Annotated in this window: 23 protein-coding genes; 12 read left to right on the top strand and 11 right to left on the bottom strand. The window is 32.9% G+C overall.

What is annotated here, in order from left to right; translation table 11 throughout:
- Positions 1–79 precede the first annotated feature (79 nt).
- Positions 80–529: a MarR family winged helix-turn-helix transcriptional regulator gene (locus tag CD121_RS07315; RefSeq protein ID WP_017637285.1), complete on the bottom strand. Its 450-nt coding sequence runs from the start codon at positions 527–529 to the stop codon at positions 80–82.
- A gap of 30 nt (positions 530–559) precedes the next feature.
- Positions 560–1,531, bottom strand: coding sequence for an SMP-30/gluconolactonase/LRE family protein (locus CD121_RS07310; RefSeq protein ID WP_070452923.1), 972 nt, complete (start codon positions 1,529–1,531; stop codon positions 560–562).
- A 269-nt stretch (positions 1,532–1,800) separates the two neighbouring features.
- Here CD121_RS07310 and trhO point away from each other — a divergent pair, with 269 nt between their 5' ends.
- A complete protein-coding gene (gene trhO, locus CD121_RS07305; protein WP_029056208.1) occupies positions 1,801–2,763 on the top strand; it encodes an oxygen-dependent tRNA uridine(34) hydroxylase TrhO in 963 nt (320 codons plus the stop codon).
- Between the two features lie 127 nt (positions 2,764–2,890).
- Positions 2,891–3,871 (top strand): choloylglycine hydrolase family protein, encoded by a 981-nt coding sequence (locus CD121_RS07300; RefSeq protein ID WP_126567719.1) that lies wholly within the window; start codon positions 2,891–2,893, stop codon positions 3,869–3,871.
- A gap of 75 nt (positions 3,872–3,946) precedes the next feature.
- Here CD121_RS07300 and CD121_RS07295 read toward each other — a convergent pair whose 3' ends face one another.
- On the bottom strand, positions 3,947–5,320 hold the full coding sequence (locus CD121_RS07295) for an MFS transporter (RefSeq protein ID WP_017637288.1): 1,374 nt from the start codon (positions 5,318–5,320) through the stop codon (positions 3,947–3,949).
- 158 nt (positions 5,321–5,478) lie between these two features.
- The gene (locus tag CD121_RS07290) at positions 5,479–6,669 is read right to left on the bottom strand and encodes an NADH-dependent flavin oxidoreductase (RefSeq protein WP_046467195.1); all 1,191 of its coding nucleotides are present in this window, start codon (positions 6,667–6,669) and stop codon (positions 5,479–5,481) included.
- A gap of 243 nt (positions 6,670–6,912) precedes the next feature.
- On the opposite strand from CD121_RS07290, the gene CD121_RS07285 reads away from it, so the two are divergent.
- Genes CD121_RS07285 through lplA form a run of 5 tightly spaced genes read left to right on the top strand, consistent with a single transcriptional unit; the run spans position 6,913 to position 10,980 of the window.
- Positions 6,913–7,917, top strand: coding sequence for an LLM class flavin-dependent oxidoreductase (locus CD121_RS07285; protein ID WP_046467196.1), 1,005 nt, complete (start codon positions 6,913–6,915; stop codon positions 7,915–7,917).
- Positions 7,918–7,938: 21 nt separating this feature from the next.
- Positions 7,939–8,271: a glycine cleavage system H family protein gene (locus tag CD121_RS07280; protein WP_029056213.1), complete on the top strand. Its 333-nt coding sequence runs from the start codon at positions 7,939–7,941 to the stop codon at positions 8,269–8,271.
- A complete protein-coding gene (locus CD121_RS07275) occupies positions 8,272–9,069 on the top strand; it encodes a protein-ADP-ribose hydrolase (protein WP_126567716.1) in 798 nt (265 codons plus the stop codon). It begins immediately after the preceding gene.
- A complete protein-coding gene (locus CD121_RS07270) occupies positions 9,056–9,946 on the top strand; it encodes an SIR2 family NAD-dependent protein deacylase (RefSeq protein ID WP_117238806.1) in 891 nt (296 codons plus the stop codon). The genes CD121_RS07275 and CD121_RS07270 overlap by 14 nt, the downstream gene beginning before the upstream one ends.
- Before the next feature lie 11 nt (positions 9,947–9,957).
- Complete coding sequence (lplA, locus tag CD121_RS07265; protein WP_070452902.1) at positions 9,958–10,980, top strand: lipoate--protein ligase; 1,023 nt, start codon at positions 9,958–9,960, stop codon at positions 10,978–10,980.
- Positions 10,981–11,258: 278 nt separating this feature from the next.
- Here lplA and ulaA read toward each other — a convergent pair whose 3' ends face one another.
- The 4 genes from ulaA to CD121_RS07245 are packed head-to-tail and all read right to left on the bottom strand — an operon-like array spanning position 11,259 to position 15,312.
- Positions 11,259–12,614 (bottom strand): PTS ascorbate transporter subunit IIC, encoded by a 1,356-nt coding sequence (gene ulaA, locus CD121_RS07260; protein WP_070452899.1) that lies wholly within the window; start codon positions 12,612–12,614, stop codon positions 11,259–11,261.
- A gap of 15 nt (positions 12,615–12,629) precedes the next feature.
- Positions 12,630–12,914: a PTS sugar transporter subunit IIB gene (locus CD121_RS07255; protein WP_017637296.1), complete on the bottom strand. Its 285-nt coding sequence runs from the start codon at positions 12,912–12,914 to the stop codon at positions 12,630–12,632.
- A gap of 1 nt (position 12,915) precedes the next feature.
- Positions 12,916–13,359 carry a PTS sugar transporter subunit IIA gene (locus CD121_RS07250; RefSeq protein ID WP_017637297.1) on the bottom strand — a complete coding sequence of 148 codons (444 nt, stop codon included), beginning with the start codon at positions 13,357–13,359 and terminating at the stop codon, positions 12,916–12,918.
- Between the two features lie 3 nt (positions 13,360–13,362).
- Complete coding sequence (locus CD121_RS07245; RefSeq protein ID WP_070452897.1) at positions 13,363–15,312, bottom strand: BglG family transcription antiterminator; 1,950 nt, start codon at positions 15,310–15,312, stop codon at positions 13,363–13,365.
- A 193-nt stretch (positions 15,313–15,505) separates the two neighbouring features.
- Here CD121_RS07245 and pcp point away from each other — a divergent pair, with 193 nt between their 5' ends.
- On the top strand, positions 15,506–16,144 hold the full coding sequence (gene pcp / locus CD121_RS07240) for a pyroglutamyl-peptidase I (protein WP_126567714.1): 639 nt from the start codon (positions 15,506–15,508) through the stop codon (positions 16,142–16,144).
- Between the two features lie 58 nt (positions 16,145–16,202).
- On the opposite strand, the gene CD121_RS07235 is transcribed toward pcp, so the two are convergent.
- Positions 16,203–16,763: a tubby C-terminal domain-like protein gene (locus CD121_RS07235; protein ID WP_126567711.1), complete on the bottom strand. Its 561-nt coding sequence runs from the start codon at positions 16,761–16,763 to the stop codon at positions 16,203–16,205.
- Between the two features lie 162 nt (positions 16,764–16,925).
- Here CD121_RS07235 and CD121_RS07230 point away from each other — a divergent pair, with 162 nt between their 5' ends.
- On the top strand, positions 16,926–17,393 hold the full coding sequence (locus CD121_RS07230) for a bacillithiol transferase BstA (protein ID WP_070452888.1): 468 nt from the start codon (positions 16,926–16,928) through the stop codon (positions 17,391–17,393).
- Between the two features lie 174 nt (positions 17,394–17,567).
- On the top strand, positions 17,568–18,986 hold the full coding sequence (locus tag CD121_RS07225) for an anion permease (RefSeq protein ID WP_126567708.1): 1,419 nt from the start codon (positions 17,568–17,570) through the stop codon (positions 18,984–18,986).
- A 67-nt stretch (positions 18,987–19,053) separates the two neighbouring features.
- Here the strand turns inward: CD121_RS07225 and rarD are convergent, their stop codons facing one another.
- Both rarD and CD121_RS07215 read right to left on the bottom strand, forming a co-directional pair.
- Entirely contained in the window at positions 19,054–19,953 is a 900-nt protein-coding gene (gene rarD, locus CD121_RS07220) for an EamA family transporter RarD (RefSeq protein WP_070452882.1), read from the bottom strand.
- A 154-nt stretch (positions 19,954–20,107) separates the two neighbouring features.
- On the bottom strand, positions 20,108–20,314 hold the full coding sequence (locus CD121_RS07215) for a zinc ribbon domain-containing protein (RefSeq protein WP_017637304.1): 207 nt from the start codon (positions 20,312–20,314) through the stop codon (positions 20,108–20,110).
- 238 nt (positions 20,315–20,552) lie between these two features.
- Here CD121_RS07215 and CD121_RS07210 point away from each other — a divergent pair, with 238 nt between their 5' ends.
- Positions 20,553–21,560 carry a HoxN/HupN/NixA family nickel/cobalt transporter gene (locus CD121_RS07210; protein WP_037536337.1) on the top strand — a complete coding sequence of 336 codons (1,008 nt, stop codon included), beginning with the start codon at positions 20,553–20,555 and terminating at the stop codon, positions 21,558–21,560.
- Between the two features lie 71 nt (positions 21,561–21,631).
- Positions 21,632–22,489, top strand: coding sequence for an SDR family oxidoreductase (locus tag CD121_RS07205; protein WP_126567705.1), 858 nt, complete (start codon positions 21,632–21,634; stop codon positions 22,487–22,489).
- Positions 22,490–22,705: the final 216 nt, after the last annotated feature.

Here is a 22,705-nt window from a genome sequence, read left to right as displayed (position 1 = left end):
GTTGACAAAAATAAGGCATAAAATAACTGTTGAACTACAATCTGTGTAAATTCAACAGTTTAATTAACAAAAGATATATTCAGTTATTTTTAAACTCCTTTAAGTTCCAATCTTCACTTAAAAGTTTCTTTAAGGTTTTCATATTTTCAGTACCAAGTTGTTTTTCAATATGCGATTCTAATTGTTGATTAATTTTTAAATACTGTTCATAACATTTTTCTCCATATTTTGTGAGCTGTACACTTTTCTCTTTTTTATTACCTTCTACATCTTTTATAACAGCTATTTCTTTATCTTGTAATTTATTTACAACTTTATGAATGGCTTGACGTGATAAATTCACTGATTGATTTAATTCTACAAAACTTAATTGCTTTTTATAAATTCTAAAAATAACGTACCACTCAGAACTTGATAATTTGCTATCAGTTATTTCTTGATTCGTTAAGTCTTCAACTATCCCTCTTAAATGGCTATGGCGCTCACTTATTAAATCAACAAAATCTAATTTTTCATAGTCTTCATACATATTTTTCACCCGTTAACTTAATCTATTTTCTTATTGAAATTGATAACTGTCATGGCCTTTTGCGAATCCATTAACTGTATACAACATAGAACCGCCACCCATTTCTATATCATTCGCACATATGATTAATTGATTTGTACCAGGGATAAATTGAGGGTGTGTAGAACGTAACATATGACCTTCATCTCGACCTGGCATTAATATTTGTCCAATCGGATAGCCTTTTTTATTAAATACTAATACTCTACCTTGCCCATACATTGCTACATATAAATTATCATCACTATCTATACAACATGAGTCTGGTCCTTCATGACCTGTGAAATAATATGGAATCGTCGCGCCAAATGGTGCAATCGTCACTCCATCTTCTTCTAAGTCTATTCGATGTAGACGATTAGTAGTTGTTTCAGTTACCCAAAGAGTGCGCTCGTCAGTACTTAAAGCAATACCATTAGCAACACTAATATTTTGTATCACAGGTGTTACATGTTGAAAATCTGGTGATACGTAATATACACCGCCTTGAGGATTAGTTGAATACCCTCTAAAATCTGTAAAATAAAATCCACCTTTACTATCAAACACCATATCATCAATACAATATTCAGTAGTTAATTCAGCAATAATTTCTTCAAACTGTTCCCCTTTTTCAGTAGTAGCAAAGATTCCGCCAGTTGATTTGAAATCACCTAAATAACAAATAAACAAGCGACCATCCTTATGAATTTTAATTGCTGCTGGATTGTCTTTTTCTGATTGGAATGGACGTGTTACTTCTTTAGATTCGGGATTTACTTTAAAAATATTACCTTCAAAAACATCTAGTAAAAATAATTGACCATCACGATCAAACTGTAGTCCTTCAAGTTGTAGTCCTTTATCGGAAATTTCTACCCATGGTTCAGCCGTAATTGTTTGAAGTTCACTTTCAGAAACAATCGGTGCGACACTTGCTGATTTCCCTTCATATTTTAATGTTGGTAATCCATTTTGTTCCATATCCATACCCCTTCTTTCTTTAATATTAATCACTCCTATTTTATCTGAAATTATTTTTAAAGTCATTGAAAGGCTAACTCATTTTAAAATTTAATATATAAAATAATACATAATCATTTTTAATTTATAAGCTGAGATATTGAATCATTTGCTAATTTTGGTACAATATTATAATGGTATAAAAAAATGCACAGACATTAACGAAACAAATGATAAATAATCATATATGATGTAGAAATAATTAGATTAATATTTAGAGGAGAATAAGAATGGATTATAGAGTACTTTTATATTATAAATATACAACTATTGATGACCCCGAAACTTTTGCAGCTGAACATTTAGAATTTTGTAAAAACAATAACTTAAAAGGTCGTATTTTAGTATCTACAGAAGGTATTAACGGTACATTATCAGGTACAAAAGAAGATACTGATAAATATATGGAACATATGCATGCAGACGAACGTTTTAAAGATATGACATTCAAAGTTGATGAAGCTGAAGGTCATGCTTTCAAAAAAATGCACGTACGTCCTAGAAAAGAAATCGTTGCACTTGATTTAGAAGACGATGTAGATCCACGTGAAACAACTGGTAAATATTACTCACCTAAAGAATTTAAAGAAGCACTTGAAGATGAAAATACAGTCATCTTAGATGCTAGAAATGACTATGAATTTGATTTAGGACACTTCCGTGGTGCAGTACGTCCAGATATTACACGTTTCAGAGACTTACCAGATTGGATTCGTGAAAACAAAGATCAATTAGATGGTAAAAACATCGTGACATATTGTACTGGTGGTATTCGTTGCGAAAAATTCTCTGGTTGGTTAGTTAAAGAAGGCTTTGAAAACGTAGGTCAATTACATGGCGGTATCGCTACTTACGGTAAAGATCCTGAAACTAAAGGCCAATATTGGGATGGCAAAATGTACGTTTTCGATGAACGTATTAGTGTAGATGTTAACCAAGTTGAAAAAACGGTTGTCGGTAAAGAACATTTTGATGGCACACCTTGTGAACGTTACATTAATTGTGCAAATCCAGAATGTAATAAACAAATTCTTGTTTCAGAAGAAAACGAAGAAAAATATTTAGGCGCTTGTTCATATGATTGCGCTAAACATGAACGTAACCGTTATGTAGCAACTCATGACATTAGTGATGAAGAATGGAATCGTCGTTTAGAAAACTTTAAAGACGTACCAGAACACGCTCACGCATAAATAATTATTGATTGGACCCATTTAAAAAAATGTGGTCCTTTTTTATTTTGCAAGTTCATTGAATTAAATGTTTATCAAGAATATAATTGATAATAGTTATCAATTAAAAGATGTGGAGGTTTGCTTAATGTGTACTGGTTTTACGTTTCAGTCTTATCAAAATGAGACTATTTTAGGTCGAACAATGGATTATGATTGGCCTTTAACAGGTCATCCAGCAATACTGCCTCGTCATTATACTTGGGAGTCTCGCGCTGATTATCAAGGTACTACTTTATATGGTTTTGTCGGCACAGGAAGTGACATGGAAGGCTTTATGTTTGGTGATGGCATGAATGAACATGGTCTTGCTATTTCTACACAATACGACAGAGATTATTGCACCTACGCTTCAGAAATACTAGACGATTATATTAATATTTCTCAAAATGATGTATTAATTTGGGTACTTGGATATCATCAAACGATTGAAGAACTCATTCAACATACAAGCAAAGTTAATGTCGTCGCCGTAACACTTAATGATATTATTGACGTCCCACCGCTTCATTATCATGTATCCGACGCAACTGGACGTTCTGCAGAAATCACTTTTGAAGACGGACGTATGGTAGTTCGTGATAATCCAATTGGCGTATTAACGAATCATCCAGACTTAAATTGGCATTATGAGAATCTCAAACAATATATTAATATCACACCTTATCAACCACAATCTCAATTAACCAATGGAGCTACATTACAACCTTTAGGAGCAGAAAGCGGTACACACGGCTTACCTGGTGGTTATACATCAACTGAAAGATTTGTCCGTGCTGCTTATTTAACACGTCATCTTAAACCATCACCAAACGATAATCCTATCTTAGATGCTTTTAGAATTTTAGACACAGTGAGCATTCCAAAAGGAGCTGTGCGTCCTAAAGGCAGTGATTTTTACTATACGCTATATCAAACTGTATTTAATTTAAGTACTAAAACGATGTACGTCAAATACTATCAATCTAATCAAATTTTAGAATTACAGCTCAATGAAGATCTTTTAAATCAACATGATTTAATCATTTATGAACCCATACAAGGCATTTCAACAACGTCTTTAAATTAATATATAGCATATATAAAGGCAGTACTGATACGTTTTAATTTGTATCAATACTGCCTAATTTATTATTATTTGTTATTATGCTTTTACATTTTTTGGAATAAGTATGAACGCAGAAATAACACCTAATACCATCATAACTGCACCTGTTAAGAATGAAATCGATGCAGCAGTGGCAACTGGATAAAATTGCGAACAAACAGTAAAGATTGTGGTGTTAATTGCAACACCAAATGCCATACCAAGCGTTGCTCCCATTTTATATAAACCAGTGGCAAAACTTACTTTATCATCAGGCATATTAAATACTGCAACAGTTAGACCAGGTGTAGCAACTAAGCCGTTACCAATGGCACATATCACAAACGCTACCACTACTACTCCAACATACCAATGTGGCACAAAGAACGTCATACTAATTAAAATGATTCCTAATGTTGGGAATAGTGGACCGGCAATTAACATACTTTTACCACCGAAACGTTTAATCGCAAGCTCACCGAAACGAATCATCAGTATCGCCATAATTGTATAAGGTACGATGACTAATCCCGTTTGTGCTTCGTTTAAGCCAAGTTGTTGTTGAGCATAGCCGTTAAATACAACTGTTGTACCTGTACCAGTATTAACAACAAAGTTATTAATCGTTGCTCCTAAAAATGATTTATTTTTTATAATTGAAAAGTCAATAAACGGTACTGTCTTTTTCTTTTCATAAAAATAAAATATTAATAATGCAATGACAATAATAACGACAAGTGTGATTGTGAATTTCCCAATGCCGTATGTATATCCTTGAGTCATTAGAATCATCAATGCCGCGATAAATATGCCAAACAACACCATACCAACATAATCAAATGGTTGATGATTACGTTCTTCTCGAGGTGCTTCTTGTTTATTTCGTAATATTATTAAAGCAATGATTGATAACACGATAGAAACTATAAATATAGATTGCCAGCCTAAGTGACCAGATAACCATCCACCCACATATGATGTAAGTCCTATACCACCTACCGTTGCAATCATTAAATAGCTATATGCTTTACGTAATTGTTGTCCTTTAAAATGATCTGTAACTAACCCTATCGTCGACGGTAATAAAATCGCCGCTGATAAACCTTGAAATGCACGTCCAATAATTAAAAACGCAGTAATATGCGTACTAATCAGACTTAAACAACCAATAATACTAAATAATAGGCCTAATTTCGTCATTCTTAAGTTTCCTATTTTATCGGCAACATCCCCTGCACAAACCATAAATATACCAGTTACAAAGCCTACTAGACTGATAGATAAGTTTTTAGTTGCATCCGTTGTATCAAATGTTTGTTGCACACTAGAACCTATATTGATAAACGATTGTGCGAACATCCAATATGTTAACACTGCAAAGCACGCAGCTAATACGAGACTGCCATCAAATTTATTTACCTTGATAGACACATTTGTCACTCCTTATATTTTAAATGAGAATTATTATCAATTAAGACATAAGTTATTATAGCATGCTTCACTCTCATTAAACATATCTTTTTTATCATTTTTAAAGGTATAAATAACTTGATTACGATATTTATACCTTTTCATCTCATCATGTAAGATTATTCATCATAGTTTTGTTCTAATTTGCGAAGCTCATCGCGAGTTTGTTTTTTTAATCCTTCTCCATAATCCATCATTTTCACTATATCTTTGAATGCAGCATGTGGTATCGCTAATGCATCGAATTCTTCCGGTTGTACGTGTAAATTGATTTGTTCAGGGTGACCTTCTTTTAACTTACTAACAAAATCTGGCTCAGTCACAAATGGTGATGACATACCTACCATATCTGCATTTTGTAATGCGTCTAAAGCTGTTTCAACGGAATTAATACCACCACTAGCAATCATAGGAATTCTACCATTTAAATGTTCATAGACAACTTGATTCACACGTCGTCCAAAGTTCTCGCCAGGTGTACGTGTCGTATTTTGATATATATGACGTCCCCAACTTGCGATAGCTAAATATTGTATATCAGCAACTTCCATTACCCAGTCTAGATGTTGGTTAAATTCATCTACCGTGTAGCCTAAGTCACTACCACGTGTTTCTTCAGGAGTAGCCCGATAACCTAATATAAAACCTTCAGGCGCTTCTTCATCTATCACTTGTTGCACAGCTGACATCACTTCTAAACAAAATCGTGTACGGTTTTCCAGTGAATCTACACCATATTTATCATGACGTTGATTGGAAAAGGTAGAAAGGAATGTTTGTAGTAACAATCGTTGTGCTATAGAAATTTCAACACCATCAAAGCCCGCTTGAATTGCTCTTGAAGTCGCATCTGCATATTGTTGAATGACCTCTTGAATTTTTTCTTGTGACATTTCTAATACTTCATGTTTGATGGGTGAATGTAATGTCATAGGACTTGGACCATATACTTGTCCGTAATTAAGAATAGCTTGATTCGAAAAACGTCCTGCATGAGCTAATTGTATAATTGCTTTGTTGCCTTCTTTTTTCATTGCTTGAGCAACTTTTTTCAAACCTGGAATACATGCATCATCCTGAATGTTAAATCCATATTCAAATAGTTGACCATAAGGTTCGATGTACGCAGCACCCGTCACTTGTAATGCTGCCGAATGTGCACGTCTTTCAGCATATCGTAAGTCTTCATCGGTGATATGTCCTTCTTTCGTTGATGAATTAGTTGTCATCGGTGATAAAACAAATCGATTGTTAAGTTGTAAACCATTAGGTAATTGAATAGGTTGTAACAATGCTGAGTAATCTTCCATGTCGTATCCTCTTCTTTCGTTCACATTTATTAAACTCAACGTATCACTAACATGCCCAATAATCAATTTAAGAAATTGTGTCACCCATTAATATGATTTTTATATTTTAACTATGGCGCTTTTAGTACGAATATACTTTAACAATTATTTTTTATTTTTTAATCCAAAAATTTAACAAATTAGGGCAATGACAGTTACAATAAGGATGGGTATATAAAACGGAAGTAAGATGGAGATGAGTCTTTGGTGGAACTAAGTATTCTTGATTATGCAATGATTGATGAAGGAAAAAATGCACAACAAGCTTTAGATGATACAGTCCGATTAGCTAAACTGGCTGATAAATTAAATTACAAACGTTTTTGGATTACAGAACATCACAATGTGCCTGCCTTTGCATGTAGTAGTCCAGAACTATTAATCATGCAATTGTTAGGACAAACATCACATATTAAGTTAGGGTCTGGTGGCGTAATGCTTCCACACTATAGTCCTTATAAAGTGGCCGAAAACTTTCGTATGTTAGAAAATTTTTATCCTAATCGTGTCGACTTAGGTATTGGTAATAATGTGGGGACGCCTATAGTCAAACGTGCTATGGATGAAGATAAAGCTGATTATCTAGATTATCAACAAAGCATTATCGATATCAGACAATATATAACGGATCAAACAGCGGAACAACGTTTTCCATCTATTATTGCACAACCACAAATTTCACATCATTCAGATATGTGGTTACTAGCTATGAGTCAACGTTCAGCTAAGATGGCAGCAGAACAAGGTATGGGCTTTGTCTTAGGTACATTTTTATTACCTAACGAAACTGCTATTCAATCAAGTAAGTTAAGTATTCAAACGTACCATGATCACTTTCAAACAACATCATTACAAATGGAACCAAGAGTCATCATCACTGTTTTCACTATCGTTACTGATACAGAAGAACAAGCTTACAACTTACAACAAGCTTTAGATGTCTGGTTATTAGGAAAGGAAAACTTTTCAGAGTTCGACAAATTCCCTTCTCCTGAAACAGCAGCAGCATATCAATTATCCGACCGTGACCGAACACGAATACAAGATACACATGCTTCGATATTAGCTGGTACAATTGATACTGTTAAACCAAAACTAGATAAAATGGTTGAAGATTTTAATGCAGATGAAGTGTTAATTGTTCCACTTTTACCAGGTATTGATAATCGTTGCCGTACTATCGAATTACTAGCACAAGCATATTTATAAATATTGAAAGGAAGATGCAAAATGGCTAAATTAGCAAATTATATCAAAGTTGAAAAAGAAGGAAATCAATACGTGTACTATATGACTCCAGAATTACAAGATGACGTAGGTACTGTTGGTTATGTAGAATTCATGTCTCCAGATAAAGTCGAGAAAAATGATGAAATTGTAAGTATTGAAGCTTCTAAAACAGTATTAGATGTTCAATCACCTCTTGCAGGAACAATTGTTGAGCGTAACACTAAAGCAGAAGATGAACCTGCTATCTTAAATTCTGAAAAACCTGAAGACAATTGGTTAGTTAAATTAGAAGATGTTGACGAAGACGCATTCAATGCATTACCAGAGGCATAAATGATACAGACACAACAAGAGCGACTACATTATCTCATTCAATATCTGTGGCAAGAAGCACATGGTGATAAGTCTTTAAACATACCTTCTAATGAACAAGACCGATGGGAATTATTTAGAGGATTAGTAAATGTACGATCACCTAAACCAATTGACGATGAATTCCTTAAGATACAAGACGCGTATTTAAGCACTTTAAACAATGAAAATCCGGTTAACATCGATGAGTTATCACCTATTTTAGGAAACAATATTTATTTATGGCAAGGTGACATTACTCGTCTTAAGGTAGATGGTATTGTGAATGCTGCAAACAGTCGTTTATTAGGCTGTATGCAAGCAAATCATAACTGTATAGACAATATCATTCACACTAAAGCAGGTGTTCAACTTCGTTTAGCATGTCATGATATTATCGAAGAACAAGGTCGTAAGGAAGGCATGGGCAAAGCCAAAATAACGTCTGCTTATAATCTTCCATCACAGTATGTGTTGCATACAGTTGGGCCTCAAGTTCGTAAATTGCCTGTTTCTCAAATGAATAAAGATTTGCTGGCTAATAGTTATCTTAATTGTTTAAAATTAGCTGACCAATACGACATGAAACATATCGCTTTCTGTTGTATATCTACCGGTGTTTTTGGTTTTCCTCAACAGGAAGCGTGTAATATTGCTATTGAAACAGTTTTAGATTATTTAAAAGAATCTCAGTCATCTTTAAAAGTTGTATTCAACGTCTTTTCTAATGAAGACCATGCATTATATAAGGAGGCGCTTAGTCATTATGAATCAAACTAATTGGAAAGCGCTCCAACTTGCTCAAAGCGAAGCATCACAATCAAGCATTTTAGCACAAGCCATCGATGAAGCCGATGCAGTGATTATCGGTATCGGTGCGGGTATGTCCGCATCAGATGGTTTTACATATGTTGGAGAACGTTTCACGTCTAATTTTCCTGATTTTATCGAAAAATATAACTTCTTCGATATGCTTCAAGCCAGTTTATATCCATATGGTAGTTGGCAAGAATATTGGGCGTTTGAAAGTCGCTTTGTCAAACTCAATTATTTAGATCAACCAGTCGGTGCTTCTTATGTAGCACTTAAAAATATATTAAAAGATAAAGACTACCACATCATTACAACAAACGCCGATAATGCTTTTCTCGTAGCTAATTATGATTTAAATAAAGTATTTCATATTCAAGGTGAATATATTTTATGGCAATGTAGTCAACACTGCCATGCACAGACTTATCGTGATGATGATGCCATTCGTGAAATGGTAGCCAAACAAGAAGATATGAAAATTCCTTGGGAACTTATTCCTCATTGTCCTAAATGTGATGCCCCTATGGAAATTAATAAACGTAAAGCAGAAGTTGGCATGGTAGAAGATGCAGATTTCCATGCACAACTAGACCGTTATAATGCTTTCCTTGAAGCACATCAAACGGGTAAAGTATTGTATTTAGAAATTGGTATCGGCTATACGACACCTCAATTTGTGAAACATCCATTCCAACGCATGACACGTCAAAACCCAGACGCTATTTTTATGACTTTAAATAAAAAGGCTTATCGCATTCCAAATACAATTAAAGATAAAACAATTCATTTAACTGAAGATATTTCGACATTAATTACAGATGCACAACAAAAATTAACAACTTAGGAGCTAAAAATATGTATTTAATTGAACCTATTCGAAACGGCGAATACATTGCTGATGGCGCCGTAAATCTTGCGATGCAAGTATATGTAAACCAAAACATTTTCTTAGATGAAGACATTCTATTACCTTATTATTGCAAACCTAAAATAGAGATTGGACGTTTTCAAAATACTGCTGTTGAGTTAAACCAAGACTATGTTGATGATAATAATATTAAAGTCGTACGTAGAGATACTGGTGGTGGCGCTGTTTACGTAGATGAAGGCGCAGTGAATGTATGTTGTATTTTAGAACAAGACACATCTATCTATGGAGACTTTCAAAGATTTTACCGTCCAGCGATTGAAGCATTACATAATTTAGGTGCTACTGATGTTATTCAAAGTGGACGTAATGATTTAGCACTCAATGGTAAAAAAGTTTCTGGTGCGGCAATGACTGTTATTAACAAACGTATTTATGGTGGCTATTCATTACTATTAGATGTTGATTATGAAGCAATGGTTAAATCACTTAACCCTAATCGCAAAAAGATTGAATCAAAAGGTATTCAATCCGTACGCGCTCGTGTAGGTAACATAAGGGACTCACTTTCACCAGAATATCAAAATATCACGATTCAAGACTTTAAAGATCTTATTATTACGCAATTAATGGGTATAGATGATATCAAAGATGCTAAACGTTATGAATTAACAGATGAAGATTGGGCTGGTATTGATCAATTAGTAGCTGAAAAATATGATAATTGGGAATGGAACTATGGTCGTTCTCCACGTTATGAATATAATCGTAACGACCGCTTCGCATGTGGCACGATTGATATTTCTCTATCAATTGCCGGAAATCGTATAGAAGGATGCAGTATCTTTGGTGATTTCTTCGGTCAAGGTGATATTAAGGATGTAGAAGACCAATTGATTGGTACTCGCATGGTCAAAAGTGATTTACTCGATTGTCTTAACAATATTGATTTAAACTTCTATTTCGGTAAAGTAACCGCAGAAGAATTAGTCACATTAATATTGAGTTAGAATAAAAAATTTCGAATATATATCAAAAAATAAAAGCCAGTCAATGAATTTTTTTAATTCATTGACTGGCTTATTTATAATACTTCGTATTATTGGCTCCCATTCCCAGGGTACAGTTTCAGCCAGAAATACTGAACGGATAAATCCGTAAGTATTTCTAAGGTCTTCAACTAGTACTGTTCCCTCGGGAGTCTCGCCATAATACTACGTGTCAGCATGTGAATTAATATGAAAATCACTTTTTTCATTTTTTAAAAGTTGACTACTAAATTAGTTTCTTAAGATTGTTGTTCTAATTTTTTGTCTGACTTACTTTTAATAAATATAGCAACTGTTGCTAATACAATAATGAAAATGACTGATCCAATGATACCTGTGAATTTCACAATATTACCAAATATAATTCCTACTGCTAAGAAATCTGTGTCAGAGAATGTAGTTGACGCAAGACCTAAATCTCCTAAGAAAGGCAAGAATAATAATGGTAAAAATGTAATCAATAAACCATTCAATGCTGATCCTGCAATAGCACCTTTAATTCCACCTCGAGCATTACCAAACACTGCTGATGCAGCTCCTAGGAAGAAGTGTGCTACTACTCCAGGTAAAATAACTACGCCACCAAATAAGAATAATATGAACATCCCTATTACACCTGTGATAAAACTTACAAAGAACCCAATTAGCACAGCATTTTGTGCATAAGGGAATACTATCGGGCAGTCTAAAGCAGGTTTAGAATTAGGTACAATTTTCTCAGATATACCTTTAAATGCCGGCACAATTTCTGCCAATATCAATCTAACACCAGTTAAAATGATAAATACACCTGCAGCAAATGTAACACCTTGAATTACTGAAAATACAATAAAGTTTTGCCCATCGCTAATTTTATCTACATACCCTACTCCGGCAAACAACGAAGCTATAAAGTATAATAAAGCCATGGTAATTGAAATACTAATTGTACTTTCTCTTAAAAAACTTAATCCCTTAGGAAATTTAATATCTTCAGTTGATTTAGATTTACCTTTAAATAACTTACCAACTTCGCCTGCAGCCCAATAACTAACAGTGCCAAAATGTCCCAATGCAACTTGGTCATTTCCAGTGATCTTCCGCATTGTTGGTTGAGCTAGTGCCGGTAAAATAGCCATAATCAAACCTAAAATAATTGAACCTATAATCACAGTTAACGATCCTTTAACATGACCGACTGTTAATAATATCGCTAAAAAAGCAGCCATATAAAATGTATGGTGTCCTGTTAAAAATATATATTTAAGATTTGTAACACGTGCTATCAAAATATTTAAAATCATACCAAACACCATAATAAGTGCTGCAGTAGTACCATAATCTTTTAGTGCTAATGAAATAATAGCTTCATTGTTAGGTACGATTCCTTGCACGCCAAATGCATGTTGGAAAATTTTGCCAAAAGGTTCAAGTGATTTTGAAACGACTTCCGCGCCAGCACTTAGAATTAGAAATCCTAACATGGTTTTAATTGTACCTGAAGTTATGGCTGATGCTGATTTCTTTTGAACTAATAACCCTATAAAAGCTATAAGTGCTACTAATATAGCTGGTTGACTTAAAATGTCTACTATAAAATCAAGAATTGATTTCATATGCCAAACCTCCTTTTAAATAATATTTAATTCTTTTAACTTACTTTCAAGTTTTTGCTGTAGTTCTTCTTTATCTAAAATGTTATCTAATACTAAAACATCTCCGAGACGTTCTGCATTTTCTTCTAAATCTCGACCACAGATAAATAAATCTGCCATTTCAGGACTAGCTGTCATAATATCGCTATGCTCTACTTCAACATCAGAAGGTGCATTTAAGTTTTTCAAAGCTTCCTGAGCATTCATTTCAACCATAAAACTACTTCCTAATCCATGTCCGCAAACTACTAAAATTTTCATCTTAATCATTCTCCTTTAAAATTTTTATAATTTCTTCTTTATTTTCTGCATTAGTTAAACGTGTAACTCTCTCAGAATCTCCTAAAATTCCTGCTAAACTTTGTAATATATTCAAATGTGATGTATTATCGATTGCACTCAATACGAAAACTAGTGATGCATAATGACTATTCTCTGAAAAATTAATATGTTGATTGAGCTTCAGAAGACTTAATCCTACTTCGTTAACATTATGATCTGGTCTTGCGTGTGCAATAGCTATCTCCGGTGCTATAACAATATATGGGCCAAATTCATGAACACTTTCAATCATTGAAGTAATATAATCATGATTAATAATATTGTTATCTAATAATGGCTCTGAAGCTATTTCTATCGCTTCAATCCAATTTGATACTTGATTTTTTATAATAATTTTATCTTCTGTCAAAATATCTAATGCCACTCATTACACCCTTTCTACTGAGATTTCTTTAATATATTGATTTATCTTTTTAATGTTTCCTTCCAAAAATGCTTTCTTTTTAACTTCATCAGTTAAAAGCTGACTCAATTGTCCAAGTGCTTTTAAGTGAATATGAGGTTTTTCTGTTGCTAAAACAATAATTACCTTAACTGGATCATATGTTTGATGGCCAAAAGAAATTCCATTTTCAATATAAGCTAACGCAAATCCAGCACCACTTCGAACATATGTCGTATCAGAATGAAGTAAAGCTATGTGTGGACTAATAATCATATATGGACCAAACGATTCCATTTGTTTTATGATTTCGTCTGCATATCTATAATCAATGATGTCATCATGAAACAACAATTCTGAAACTTGATGTATAGCCTTTTCTTTATTAACAATTTGATTTAATTTAATAATTCTATGTTCAGGTAAAAGTTTTCTAAGATTTTCACCCATATGTTCAATATTAACGACTTTAGATTCTCTGAAATGATTTACTATTTGATTTAATTTATCTCTAGAATTTCTATTTAAAAAGGCATCTACCGTTACAACTGGGAGCTGATTAAACTCACAGTCTACTGTTGATATAATGTAATCCACACCTTTACTTAACAATGCTTTTTCATCAATTTGATAAATTGAATATGCATCAATCACTTCAAATTCAGGATAGATATTGCCTAATTTACTTTTTAATAATTGAGATGTTCCTATCCCCGAACCACATAACAATACCACTTTGATATAACTGTGCTTTTGTGTAGAAACACGTTCGATACTAGAAACAAAATGAACAGTAAGATAAGCAATTTCATCTTCAGTAAATGTTATTTCATAAGTTTTTTCGATTAATTCGATGTTTCTACTTAAGATGTCGTAAACATTTCTATATTGATTTTGTATATCATCTTTTAAAGGATTCTTTTCAACTAAATTAAACTTTAATCTGTGAATTGCTGGTTGTAAGTGTACTATTAATCCTTTTAATAATTTTTTGTCTTCCCGCAAATCAATGCCCATTTCAACACTAACTTGTTTAATAAGCTCGTTTATCATATGTTCTAATTCACTAGTATTTATGTAATTTTCTTTGATATTAGAAATTTTGGAACTTAATAAATGTAACGTTATGAAAATGGCTTCTGATTTAGGGAATTGAATATCAAATTCTTTTTCTAAATTCTTTTTCAATTTTTCAGAAATACGATATTGAACTGTGTCACATACTTTTTCATATTCACTGTTTGGTACATCAATTGAGTAATTCAACTTCAATCTATGTATAGCAATAATAATATGATATACCAAGCCATCAACAGCCGATTGTACAAGCTGATAATCCTCTTCTATTAAAGTATCAATAACTGTTTTTCTGACACTCGCTAATTCTGCTTCAGAAAATAAATGATCTTGGAAATATGGCACAGTCATTTTGAAATAATTTTTTACTGTATTGGCATAGGCTTGTCGAAATGCTTCTTCTTCACCAATAATGATGAATCCCTTATTTTGTATATATTTCATTTCTAATTGATAAGTCGCTAACCATTGTTGTACTGATTTAAGATCATTAACAATAGTTCGTCTTGATACTTTCATTAGTTCTGCTAAATGATTAGATGACATAGGTTGTGTCGACTCAAAAAGTGTAATTAAAATATTTATTTTACGTTCATTTTTAGTAAGATGAACTGTATTAGCGATAGCTTCGAATTCACTATTTAAACTATTTTGATTCAATGACTTCGCCTTTACACCTAATGATTTATGTCTAATCAACATGAATTGCTTATTGTCTTGAACACTTTCAATATGTTGTAAATCATATTGTATTGAACGTTGTGAGATATCAAACATATCTGCTAACCTAGCGATGGATACAAACGTTTCTGCTTTCAGTAAGAAATACAAAATCTTTGTTTGTCGATTACTTAACAATATCTAATCCTCCTAATTTCATTGTAAGCGATTTCTTAATCTAATAGATGTGCAATTCTTTTCATATTTAAATCCGAAATTATGCATATCAATGTGCCGATTTAATTTTATACAAATTTTGTTTAGCTTAAAATATAGCTAACTCATGTTATGATTTATTAAAATAACTACGTCGATTGGATGGGATATTTTTATGAAAATATTGATCACTGGATTTGATCCGTTTGAGGGTAATGAAATGAATCCTTCTTGGGAGGCTGTCAAACAATTACCTTCTCAAATCGGGGAGCATGACATCACTAAAATAGAGATTCCTACTGTATTTCATAAAGCTATTGAGGTCATTGAGCAAAAATTAAACTCAGAGCACTATGATGCTGTCCTTGCTATTGGACAAGCTGGAGGACGCGCAGAAATCACACCTGAACGTATTGGAATTAATATTGATGATGCGCGAATTGCAGATAACGATGGGAACCAACCTATAGATATACCTATACGAAAAAATGGAGCTGCCGCTTACTTCTCAAATTTACCTGTTAAGCGTATGACAGAAAATATAAAAAATAATGGAGTTCCAGCCAAACTTTCAAATACTGCAGGAACATTTGTATGTAATCATATCTTGTATCAATTAGGATATTTAAATGCGACACAATACCCTAATTTATTATTTGGATTTATCCATGTCCCTTATTTACCAGAGCAGGTTACTAACAAACCCGGCACACCTTCCATGTCTTTAAATACAATTGTCCAAGGATTAACCGCTGCTATTAAATCCATCGACCATTCACCTGATTTAAAAATAGCTTTAGGCGAAACACATTAGTGTCACATATAAGAAAAAACCGGAAATGAAAAGCACATTCATTTCCGGTTTTGCTATTTTATATTGTAGGTGGTCCTAACAATGACCATGCTTTTTGACGTCTAACATGATTATCAGCAAAAATATGAAGCATAGCAATACATAATAAAGTATGTTCTTGGAAAAATGAATCTTTTCCCGCTCGAACTTCTGCATAGTCTCCTACTTGCTTCCAACTTGCAATATCTGTATCTAATTTCGCATCTTTAATATATGCATTTTGATTTTCATCGGCATAAATATTCAATATCCTATCATTGAGTTTAATAATGCCATACGTATCTTTACTTCCACTACTCTTTTTATCAAACAATACTTTTTGTTGCGTATTATCGTGATAGTAATCCAATGTAAAATGCTTACTATCTAGCATGGATTTAGCATCTGCTTTAATTATCACATTACCCTCATGATTACGAACTTCATATTTTCTAAAACGTAACGACAACGTTAAAATACTGATTAACCTTTGTATTGGGTTATTATAAACTTTTCGAATATAAGCTATGTCTTGATTAGTTTCATCATATACAACAGATGCTTTGGTTGAAAAAGGATTCCTTTTTTTATACTTATACATCAAGTTACCACCTTATAATTCTATTTTAGCTACTTTTCTTAATATCATCTTACTATAAATATCCTACAACTGTACAAGCTTCTAATGCATACAACTTATTAATTACGGGTAAACATTACTAGAATGATAAGTATAATTTTTATACAAAGGAGAATAACTAATATGACTAACACAGTATATGATGTAATAGATACAGGTGTTCATTATTTATTAAATATGTACGAAGATTGGAAAATTGAAGACGTATTAGATAAAGATAGCGACGTATTCCCTAATAATTTACATTGGCAAATGGGTCATGTATTAACTGTTTTCGAAAATGCTTTATCTAAAGGTGACCAAAATGTCGTAGATTTAGATCTTTATATAAAACTATTTGCGCCAGGTTCTAAACCTGCAGATTGGTCTAACATTGACGGTGACGTTCCTAATATAGAAAGTATCTTAAATGATATTAAAACTATTCCTGAACGTGCAAGAAAATTAACAGATGAACAATTAGCTATAGAGCTAGATCAACCGATTGCTGGTTTCTCAACTGTTGAAGGTTTATTAATGTTAAATGCCATCCATATTCCGCTTCATGCTGGTAAAATGGAAGAAATGGCACGTGTATTAAAAAACAACTAAATTAGACTAAATTTAAGCTGATTTCACAACGGTGTGAAATCAGTTTTTAACGTTTTAGACATATATTCTATATCACTTACCGATTAAATTTAAAATCCCTCTGTACATTAATTTCAATTAGGATTATTCTGATGTTGTACATATGAATTCTCTACAGAAAGAAGGACACTTATTGTGGAAAACTCAATAAAATATAAAAAATTCATTTTACCAATTGTTGTTGGTTTACTGATTTGGGCTTTAACCCCTCTTAAGCCTGACTCATTAGATACACAAGCTTGGTATATGTTTGCGATATTTGTCGCTACGATTATCGCATGTATCACTCAACCTATGCCAATTGGTGCAGTATCAATCATTGGTTTTACATTAACTGTATTAGTTGGCGTAGTCGATATTAAGACGGCTGTGCAAGGCTTTGGGAATACGAGTATATGGTTGATTGCGATGGCTTTCTTCATTTCTAGAGGTTTTGTCAAAACTGGATTAGGTCGTCGAATTGCACTACAATTCGTAAAATTATTTGGTAAAAAGACGCTTGGTCTAGCATATTCACTTGTAGGTGTTGATTTAATATTAGCTCCGGCAACTCCAAGTAATACTGCTCGTGCTGGTGGCATCATGTTCCCTATTATTAAATCCCTTTCAGAATCATTTGGCTCAACACCAAAAGATGGCACAGAAAGAAAAATGGGTGCTTTCCTGATTTTCACTGAATTCCAAGGAAATCTGATTACTGCTGCAATGTTCTTAACCGCAATGGCTGGGAATCCTCTTGCACAAAACTTAGCTGAAAAAACTGCTCATGTACATATAACATGGATGAATTGGTTTTTAGCAGCACTTGTTCCTGGATTAGTTTCACTCATTGTAGTGCCATTTATTATTTATAAAATGTACCCACCTACAGTCAAAGAAACACCAAATGCTAAAAATTGGGCAGAAAATGAACTAGCAAAAATGGGTTCAGTTTCTCTTGCTGAAAAATTCATGGCAGCTATCTTCGTCATTGCATTAGTGTTATGGATGATAGGAAGTTTTATTAATTTAGATGCTACATTAACAGCATTTATTGCTTTAGGCTTACTTTTACTTACAGGTGTCTTAACTTGGAAAGATGTATTAAATGAAACAGGCGCATGGAATACATTGGTTTGGTTCTCAGTACTTGTATTAATGGCTGATCAATTAAATCAACTTGGATTCATCCCATGGTTAAGTAAAGTAATTGCTCAAAGTTTACATGGCTTAAGTTGGCCAATTGTTATTGTGTTATTAATACTGTTCTTCTTCTACTCACATTATTTATTCGCAAGTTCAACTGCACATGTGAGTGCAATGTATGCAGCATTATTAGGTGTTGCCGTAGCAGCCGGAGCGCCACCATTATTCAGTGCATTGATCCTTGGTTTCTTCGGTAACTTAATGGCTTCAACAACACATTATAGTAGTGGTCCTGCACCAATTCTTTTCGGTTCCGGTTACATTACACAAAAACGTTGGTGGACAATGAACATCGTATTAGGCTTTGTTTACTTCATTATATGGATTGGTTTAGGTTCATTATGGATGAAAGTTTTAGGTATATTTTAATCCTTTAAAATAAAGAAAAGTCATCACCTTACTCACTCGAAATAGTGTTAAGGTGATGACTTTTTTATTAAGTAATTGGTCTTCTTTTCATTTTTAAATATTGAGAGATACTATATAAAATAATACCTATCCATATAAAGACAAATGTAATGAGTTGATGAACATCAAATGGTTCATTAAACAAGAATATGCCTAGAACAAACATAATCGTTGGTCCAACATATTGTATAAATCCTGTTAAAGATAATGGGATACGTTTAGCTCCCGCAGAAAATAAAATTAAAGGGATTGCTGTAATGGCACCTGAAAACAGTAACCAGAATGAAGACATATTCATACCAAACGTTAATTGATGTTGTTGCCATAAATAACCTACATAAATTAGTCCTGCAGGTGCAGTAACAATACACTCTACCGCAATACTACTAATCGCATCGATATGAACAACCTTTTTAAGTAGTCCATAAATACCAAATGAGAATGCTAACATGAGTGAAACAACTGGAAATTCTCCAACTTTCAATGTCATATAAAGTACGCCGATAAATGCGAATAAAATGGCTAGCCATTCAAATTTATTGAATCTCTCTTTTAAGAAAATCAATGCTAATAAAATACTCACTAACGGATTAATGTAATAGCCTAAACTAGACTGTAATACGTGGCCGTTTGTAACTGCCCATATAAATGTACCCCAGTTAACTGTAATAACATAGCCAGCAACAATAATTGCTAAAAGTTGTATCGGATGTGATACTAACTGATTCACATCTCTCATAAAGGACTGTCTTTGATGCTTTCCTACAATCAAAATTAAAACCATGAATATTGCAGAAAAGATAATTCTAAAAGCTAAAATTTCAAACGCACCGATTTGATCAATCAATTCCCAATAAATCGGTAAAATTCCCCATAATACATATGCGCCTAACGCGAAAAATATCCCTTTTTTATATTCGTTACTCATCAAAGTCCTCCCTTCACTCTTTTAAATAGTAATAATATCAGTCTACTAATAATCACCTAGAAAAAACAATAGTTTGTTTATATTAAAAAGCAGCGTGTATGAATATCATACACGCTACTCAAATATCATATTAAATTTACCCTGTACTTTAAATTTAACCAAAGAATAAATCAACGATATCCATTTTATTATTTTTAGTGTCTTTATAAAATTCAGTGTAACCACAGTTTTTACAAGTAATCGTTTTAAAATTATTATGCTGTAAATCAAATACTTTAGATAGACCTGAGCCTGTCGCAGAGAGTGTCCCTTCTTCTACTTCAGTATGACCACATTTAACACAACCATTTTGTTCAGCCATTTCTCATCTCTCCTTTATTTAAAATGTTTATCAATATTACAATACCTAACTCAATAGTTAGCTAAACGTATAGTCATAGATATCATTTAATATGCACGATATTTAAAAAATTAATAAATTATATGTATTTTCTCCATAACAGTTTTGTTATACGAATTAATTTTTCTTTTCGGTTATCAAGAATCAGAGTATGATTAATTAGCATATTTATTGGAAAGAGGGTATTATTTTGAAATTCATGAATCGACAATCATTAAGTTGGTTGCCATACATAAGTATTGTTATTGCACTTCATATCATTGGGTTTAGCTTTTTGTGGTTTGCTGGTAAAGACCACCATATTTTATTTGGCATGGGAATATTGGCATATACATTAGGTTTGCGTCATGCATTTGATGCTGATCACATTGCAGCAATTGATAATACAGTTAGAAAGTTAATTCAACAGAAACGTGATTCAGTAGGTGTTGGATTTTACTTCTCAATTGGACATTCAACTGTTGTATTTTTAATGGCAGTTTTACTAGGTATTTCCGTAAAATGGGCTAAAAGCGAGCTACCACATTTCCAAGAGATTGGTGGCACAATTGGTACTTTAGTATCAGGATTTTTCCTAGTTTTAATTGGCGTATTAAACCTTATAATTCTAGTGTCTTTAGTTCAACTGTTTATGAAATTGCGAAAACAAAAAGGAGTTAATGACGAAGAAATCAATGATTTATTAGAATCTCGAGGATTTATTACAAGATTTGTTGGTCCTTATTTTAAAGTCATTAGTCGAAGTTGGCATGTATTACCATTAGGATTTTTATTTGGTTTAGGCTTTGATACTGCTAGTGAGATTGCATTACTTGCTCTATCATCAGGTGCTTCTCAACAAGCTATTTCATTTATTGGTATTTTGTCATTACCGATTTTATTTGCAGCAGGAATGAGTTTATTAGACACATTAGACGGTGTCGTTATGAAATCAGCGTATAATTGGGCATTTTTCAATCCTATTCGTAAAATTTATTACAATATTACGATTACGACTATTTCAGTAATTGCTGCCTTAATCATTGGTTTAATCGAATTATTACAAATAATGGCTGACAAATTTAAATTATCTGGAGGCTTCTGGTCATTTATTGAATCTATACAATTTGATTATTTAGGCTATATTTTAGTCGCATTATTCTTAATCACATGGTTAATTTCTACATTGATTTGGAAATTTGGTAAAGTTGAACAACGTTGGTCTTAAATCTTTGCGATTCTATCAATAACAAAGTAAACTAAGTTCAATTAAAAAATAGAAACTTAGGGTATTTATTCATGAATCAAAAAGTAGCATTAATTACTGGCGCATCAACTGGATTAGGATTTGAAACATCTATTTTATTAGCTAAAAATGGTTATAAAGTATATGCAACAATGCGTAATCTTGAAAAGCAAGAGGATTTAATTAACAAAGCACAAGAATTAAACTTAAATATATATACTAAACATTTAGATGTCACTAATGTAGACAATATTAATCGAGTTGTGAATGATATTGTTGAAACTGAAGGTCGCATTGATATTCTTGTAAATAATGCAGGTGCAGGTTTTGTCAAAACAACAGAAATCGCTACTGATGAAGAAATTATGTGGCAAGTGAATTTAAATTTAATGGGTGTTATTCGTATGACTAAAGCAGTATTACCTACTATGAGAAGTCAAAGAGATGGTCGTATTATTAACATTTCTTCTGTAGGTGGTTTAGTTGGGCAACCGTTTAATGAAATATACTGTGCAACGAAGTTCGGTGTAGAAGGATACACTGAATCTATGGCGAGTTATGTTCAACCTAAATTTAATATTAAGTTTACCGTTATTGAACCTGGTGGCATTCAATCAGAGTTCACGAATAATGTGATGTCACAACTTCAGTCTACGGGTGGTCTTAAAGACGACGAATACAAACCAATTCTTGATAAATATTTAGGTGGTTTGAAGGAAAATTATGGAACAGGATCTTCTCAGACATCTGAAGAGGTTGCAGAAGTTATCCTTAAAACATTAGAAATGAATGAGCCACCAATTCGTACACGTACTTCTGAATGGTCAGAAACATTTACTCAATTAAAAACAAAAGCCGATCCAGATGGTAAAGAACAACAACAACGTGTTGTTAAATTACTTGGGAAATAAAAAATAGAGAGGCTAGGACATATATCCAAAATAATAGCACTAAGATAATTTATTTTAATCATCTTAGTGCTTTCTTTATATCCAATACTTCGTATTGTATGGCTTCGCATTCCTAGGGTACAGTTTCAGCCAGAAATGCTACACAGATAAATCTGTGAGAATTTCTAAGGTCTTCAACTAGTACTGTTCCCTCAGGAGTCTTGCCATAAATACTAC

The sequence above is a fragment of the Staphylococcus pasteuri genome (genome assembly GCF_003970495.1).
In the GTDB taxonomy this organism is placed as follows: Bacteria; Bacillota; Bacilli; order Staphylococcales; family Staphylococcaceae; genus Staphylococcus; species Staphylococcus pasteuri.
Note: the sequence above shows the minus strand (reverse complement) of the source record. Positions and strands in the feature narration are given on the sequence as shown.

Coding starts and splice junctions, on each gene's coding strand:
- CD121_RS07270 (WP_117238806.1), top strand. CDS start 9,056: ATGAATCAAACTAATTGGAAAGCGCTCCAACTTGCTCAAAGCGAAGCA.
- CD121_RS07210 (WP_037536337.1), top strand. CDS start 20,553: ATGAATCGACAATCATTAAGTTGGTTGCCATACATAAGTATTGTTATT.
- CD121_RS07290 (WP_046467195.1), bottom strand. CDS start 6,669: ATGGAAGATTACTCAGCATTGTTACAACCTATTCAATTACCTAATGGT.
- lplA (WP_070452902.1), top strand. CDS start 9,958: ATGTATTTAATTGAACCTATTCGAAACGGCGAATACATTGCTGATGGC.
- ulaA (WP_070452899.1), bottom strand. CDS start 12,614: ATGAAATCAATTCTTGATTTTATAGTAGACATTTTAAGTCAACCAGCT.
- CD121_RS07230 (WP_070452888.1), top strand. CDS start 16,926: ATGACTAACACAGTATATGATGTAATAGATACAGGTGTTCATTATTTA.
- CD121_RS07300 (WP_126567719.1), top strand. CDS start 2,891: ATGTGTACTGGTTTTACGTTTCAGTCTTATCAAAATGAGACTATTTTA.
- rarD (WP_070452882.1), bottom strand. CDS start 19,953: ATGAGTAACGAATATAAAAAAGGGATATTTTTCGCGTTAGGCGCATAT.
- CD121_RS07275 (WP_126567716.1), top strand. CDS start 8,272: ATGATACAGACACAACAAGAGCGACTACATTATCTCATTCAATATCTG.
- CD121_RS07255 (WP_017637296.1), bottom strand. CDS start 12,914: ATGAAAATTTTAGTAGTTTGCGGACATGGATTAGGAAGTAGTTTTATG.
- CD121_RS07215 (WP_017637304.1), bottom strand. CDS start 20,314: ATGGCTGAACAAAATGGTTGTGTTAAATGTGGTCATACTGAAGTAGAA.
- CD121_RS07315 (WP_017637285.1), bottom strand. CDS start 529: ATGTATGAAGACTATGAAAAATTAGATTTTGTTGATTTAATAAGTGAG.
- CD121_RS07310 (WP_070452923.1), bottom strand. CDS start 1,531: ATGGAACAAAATGGATTACCAACATTAAAATATGAAGGGAAATCAGCA.
- trhO (WP_029056208.1), top strand. CDS start 1,801: ATGGATTATAGAGTACTTTTATATTATAAATATACAACTATTGATGAC.
- CD121_RS07280 (WP_029056213.1), top strand. CDS start 7,939: ATGGCTAAATTAGCAAATTATATCAAAGTTGAAAAAGAAGGAAATCAA.
- CD121_RS07205 (WP_126567705.1), top strand. CDS start 21,632: ATGAATCAAAAAGTAGCATTAATTACTGGCGCATCAACTGGATTAGGA.
- pcp (WP_126567714.1), top strand. CDS start 15,506: ATGAAAATATTGATCACTGGATTTGATCCGTTTGAGGGTAATGAAATG.
- CD121_RS07235 (WP_126567711.1), bottom strand. CDS start 16,763: ATGTATAAGTATAAAAAAAGGAATCCTTTTTCAACCAAAGCATCTGTT.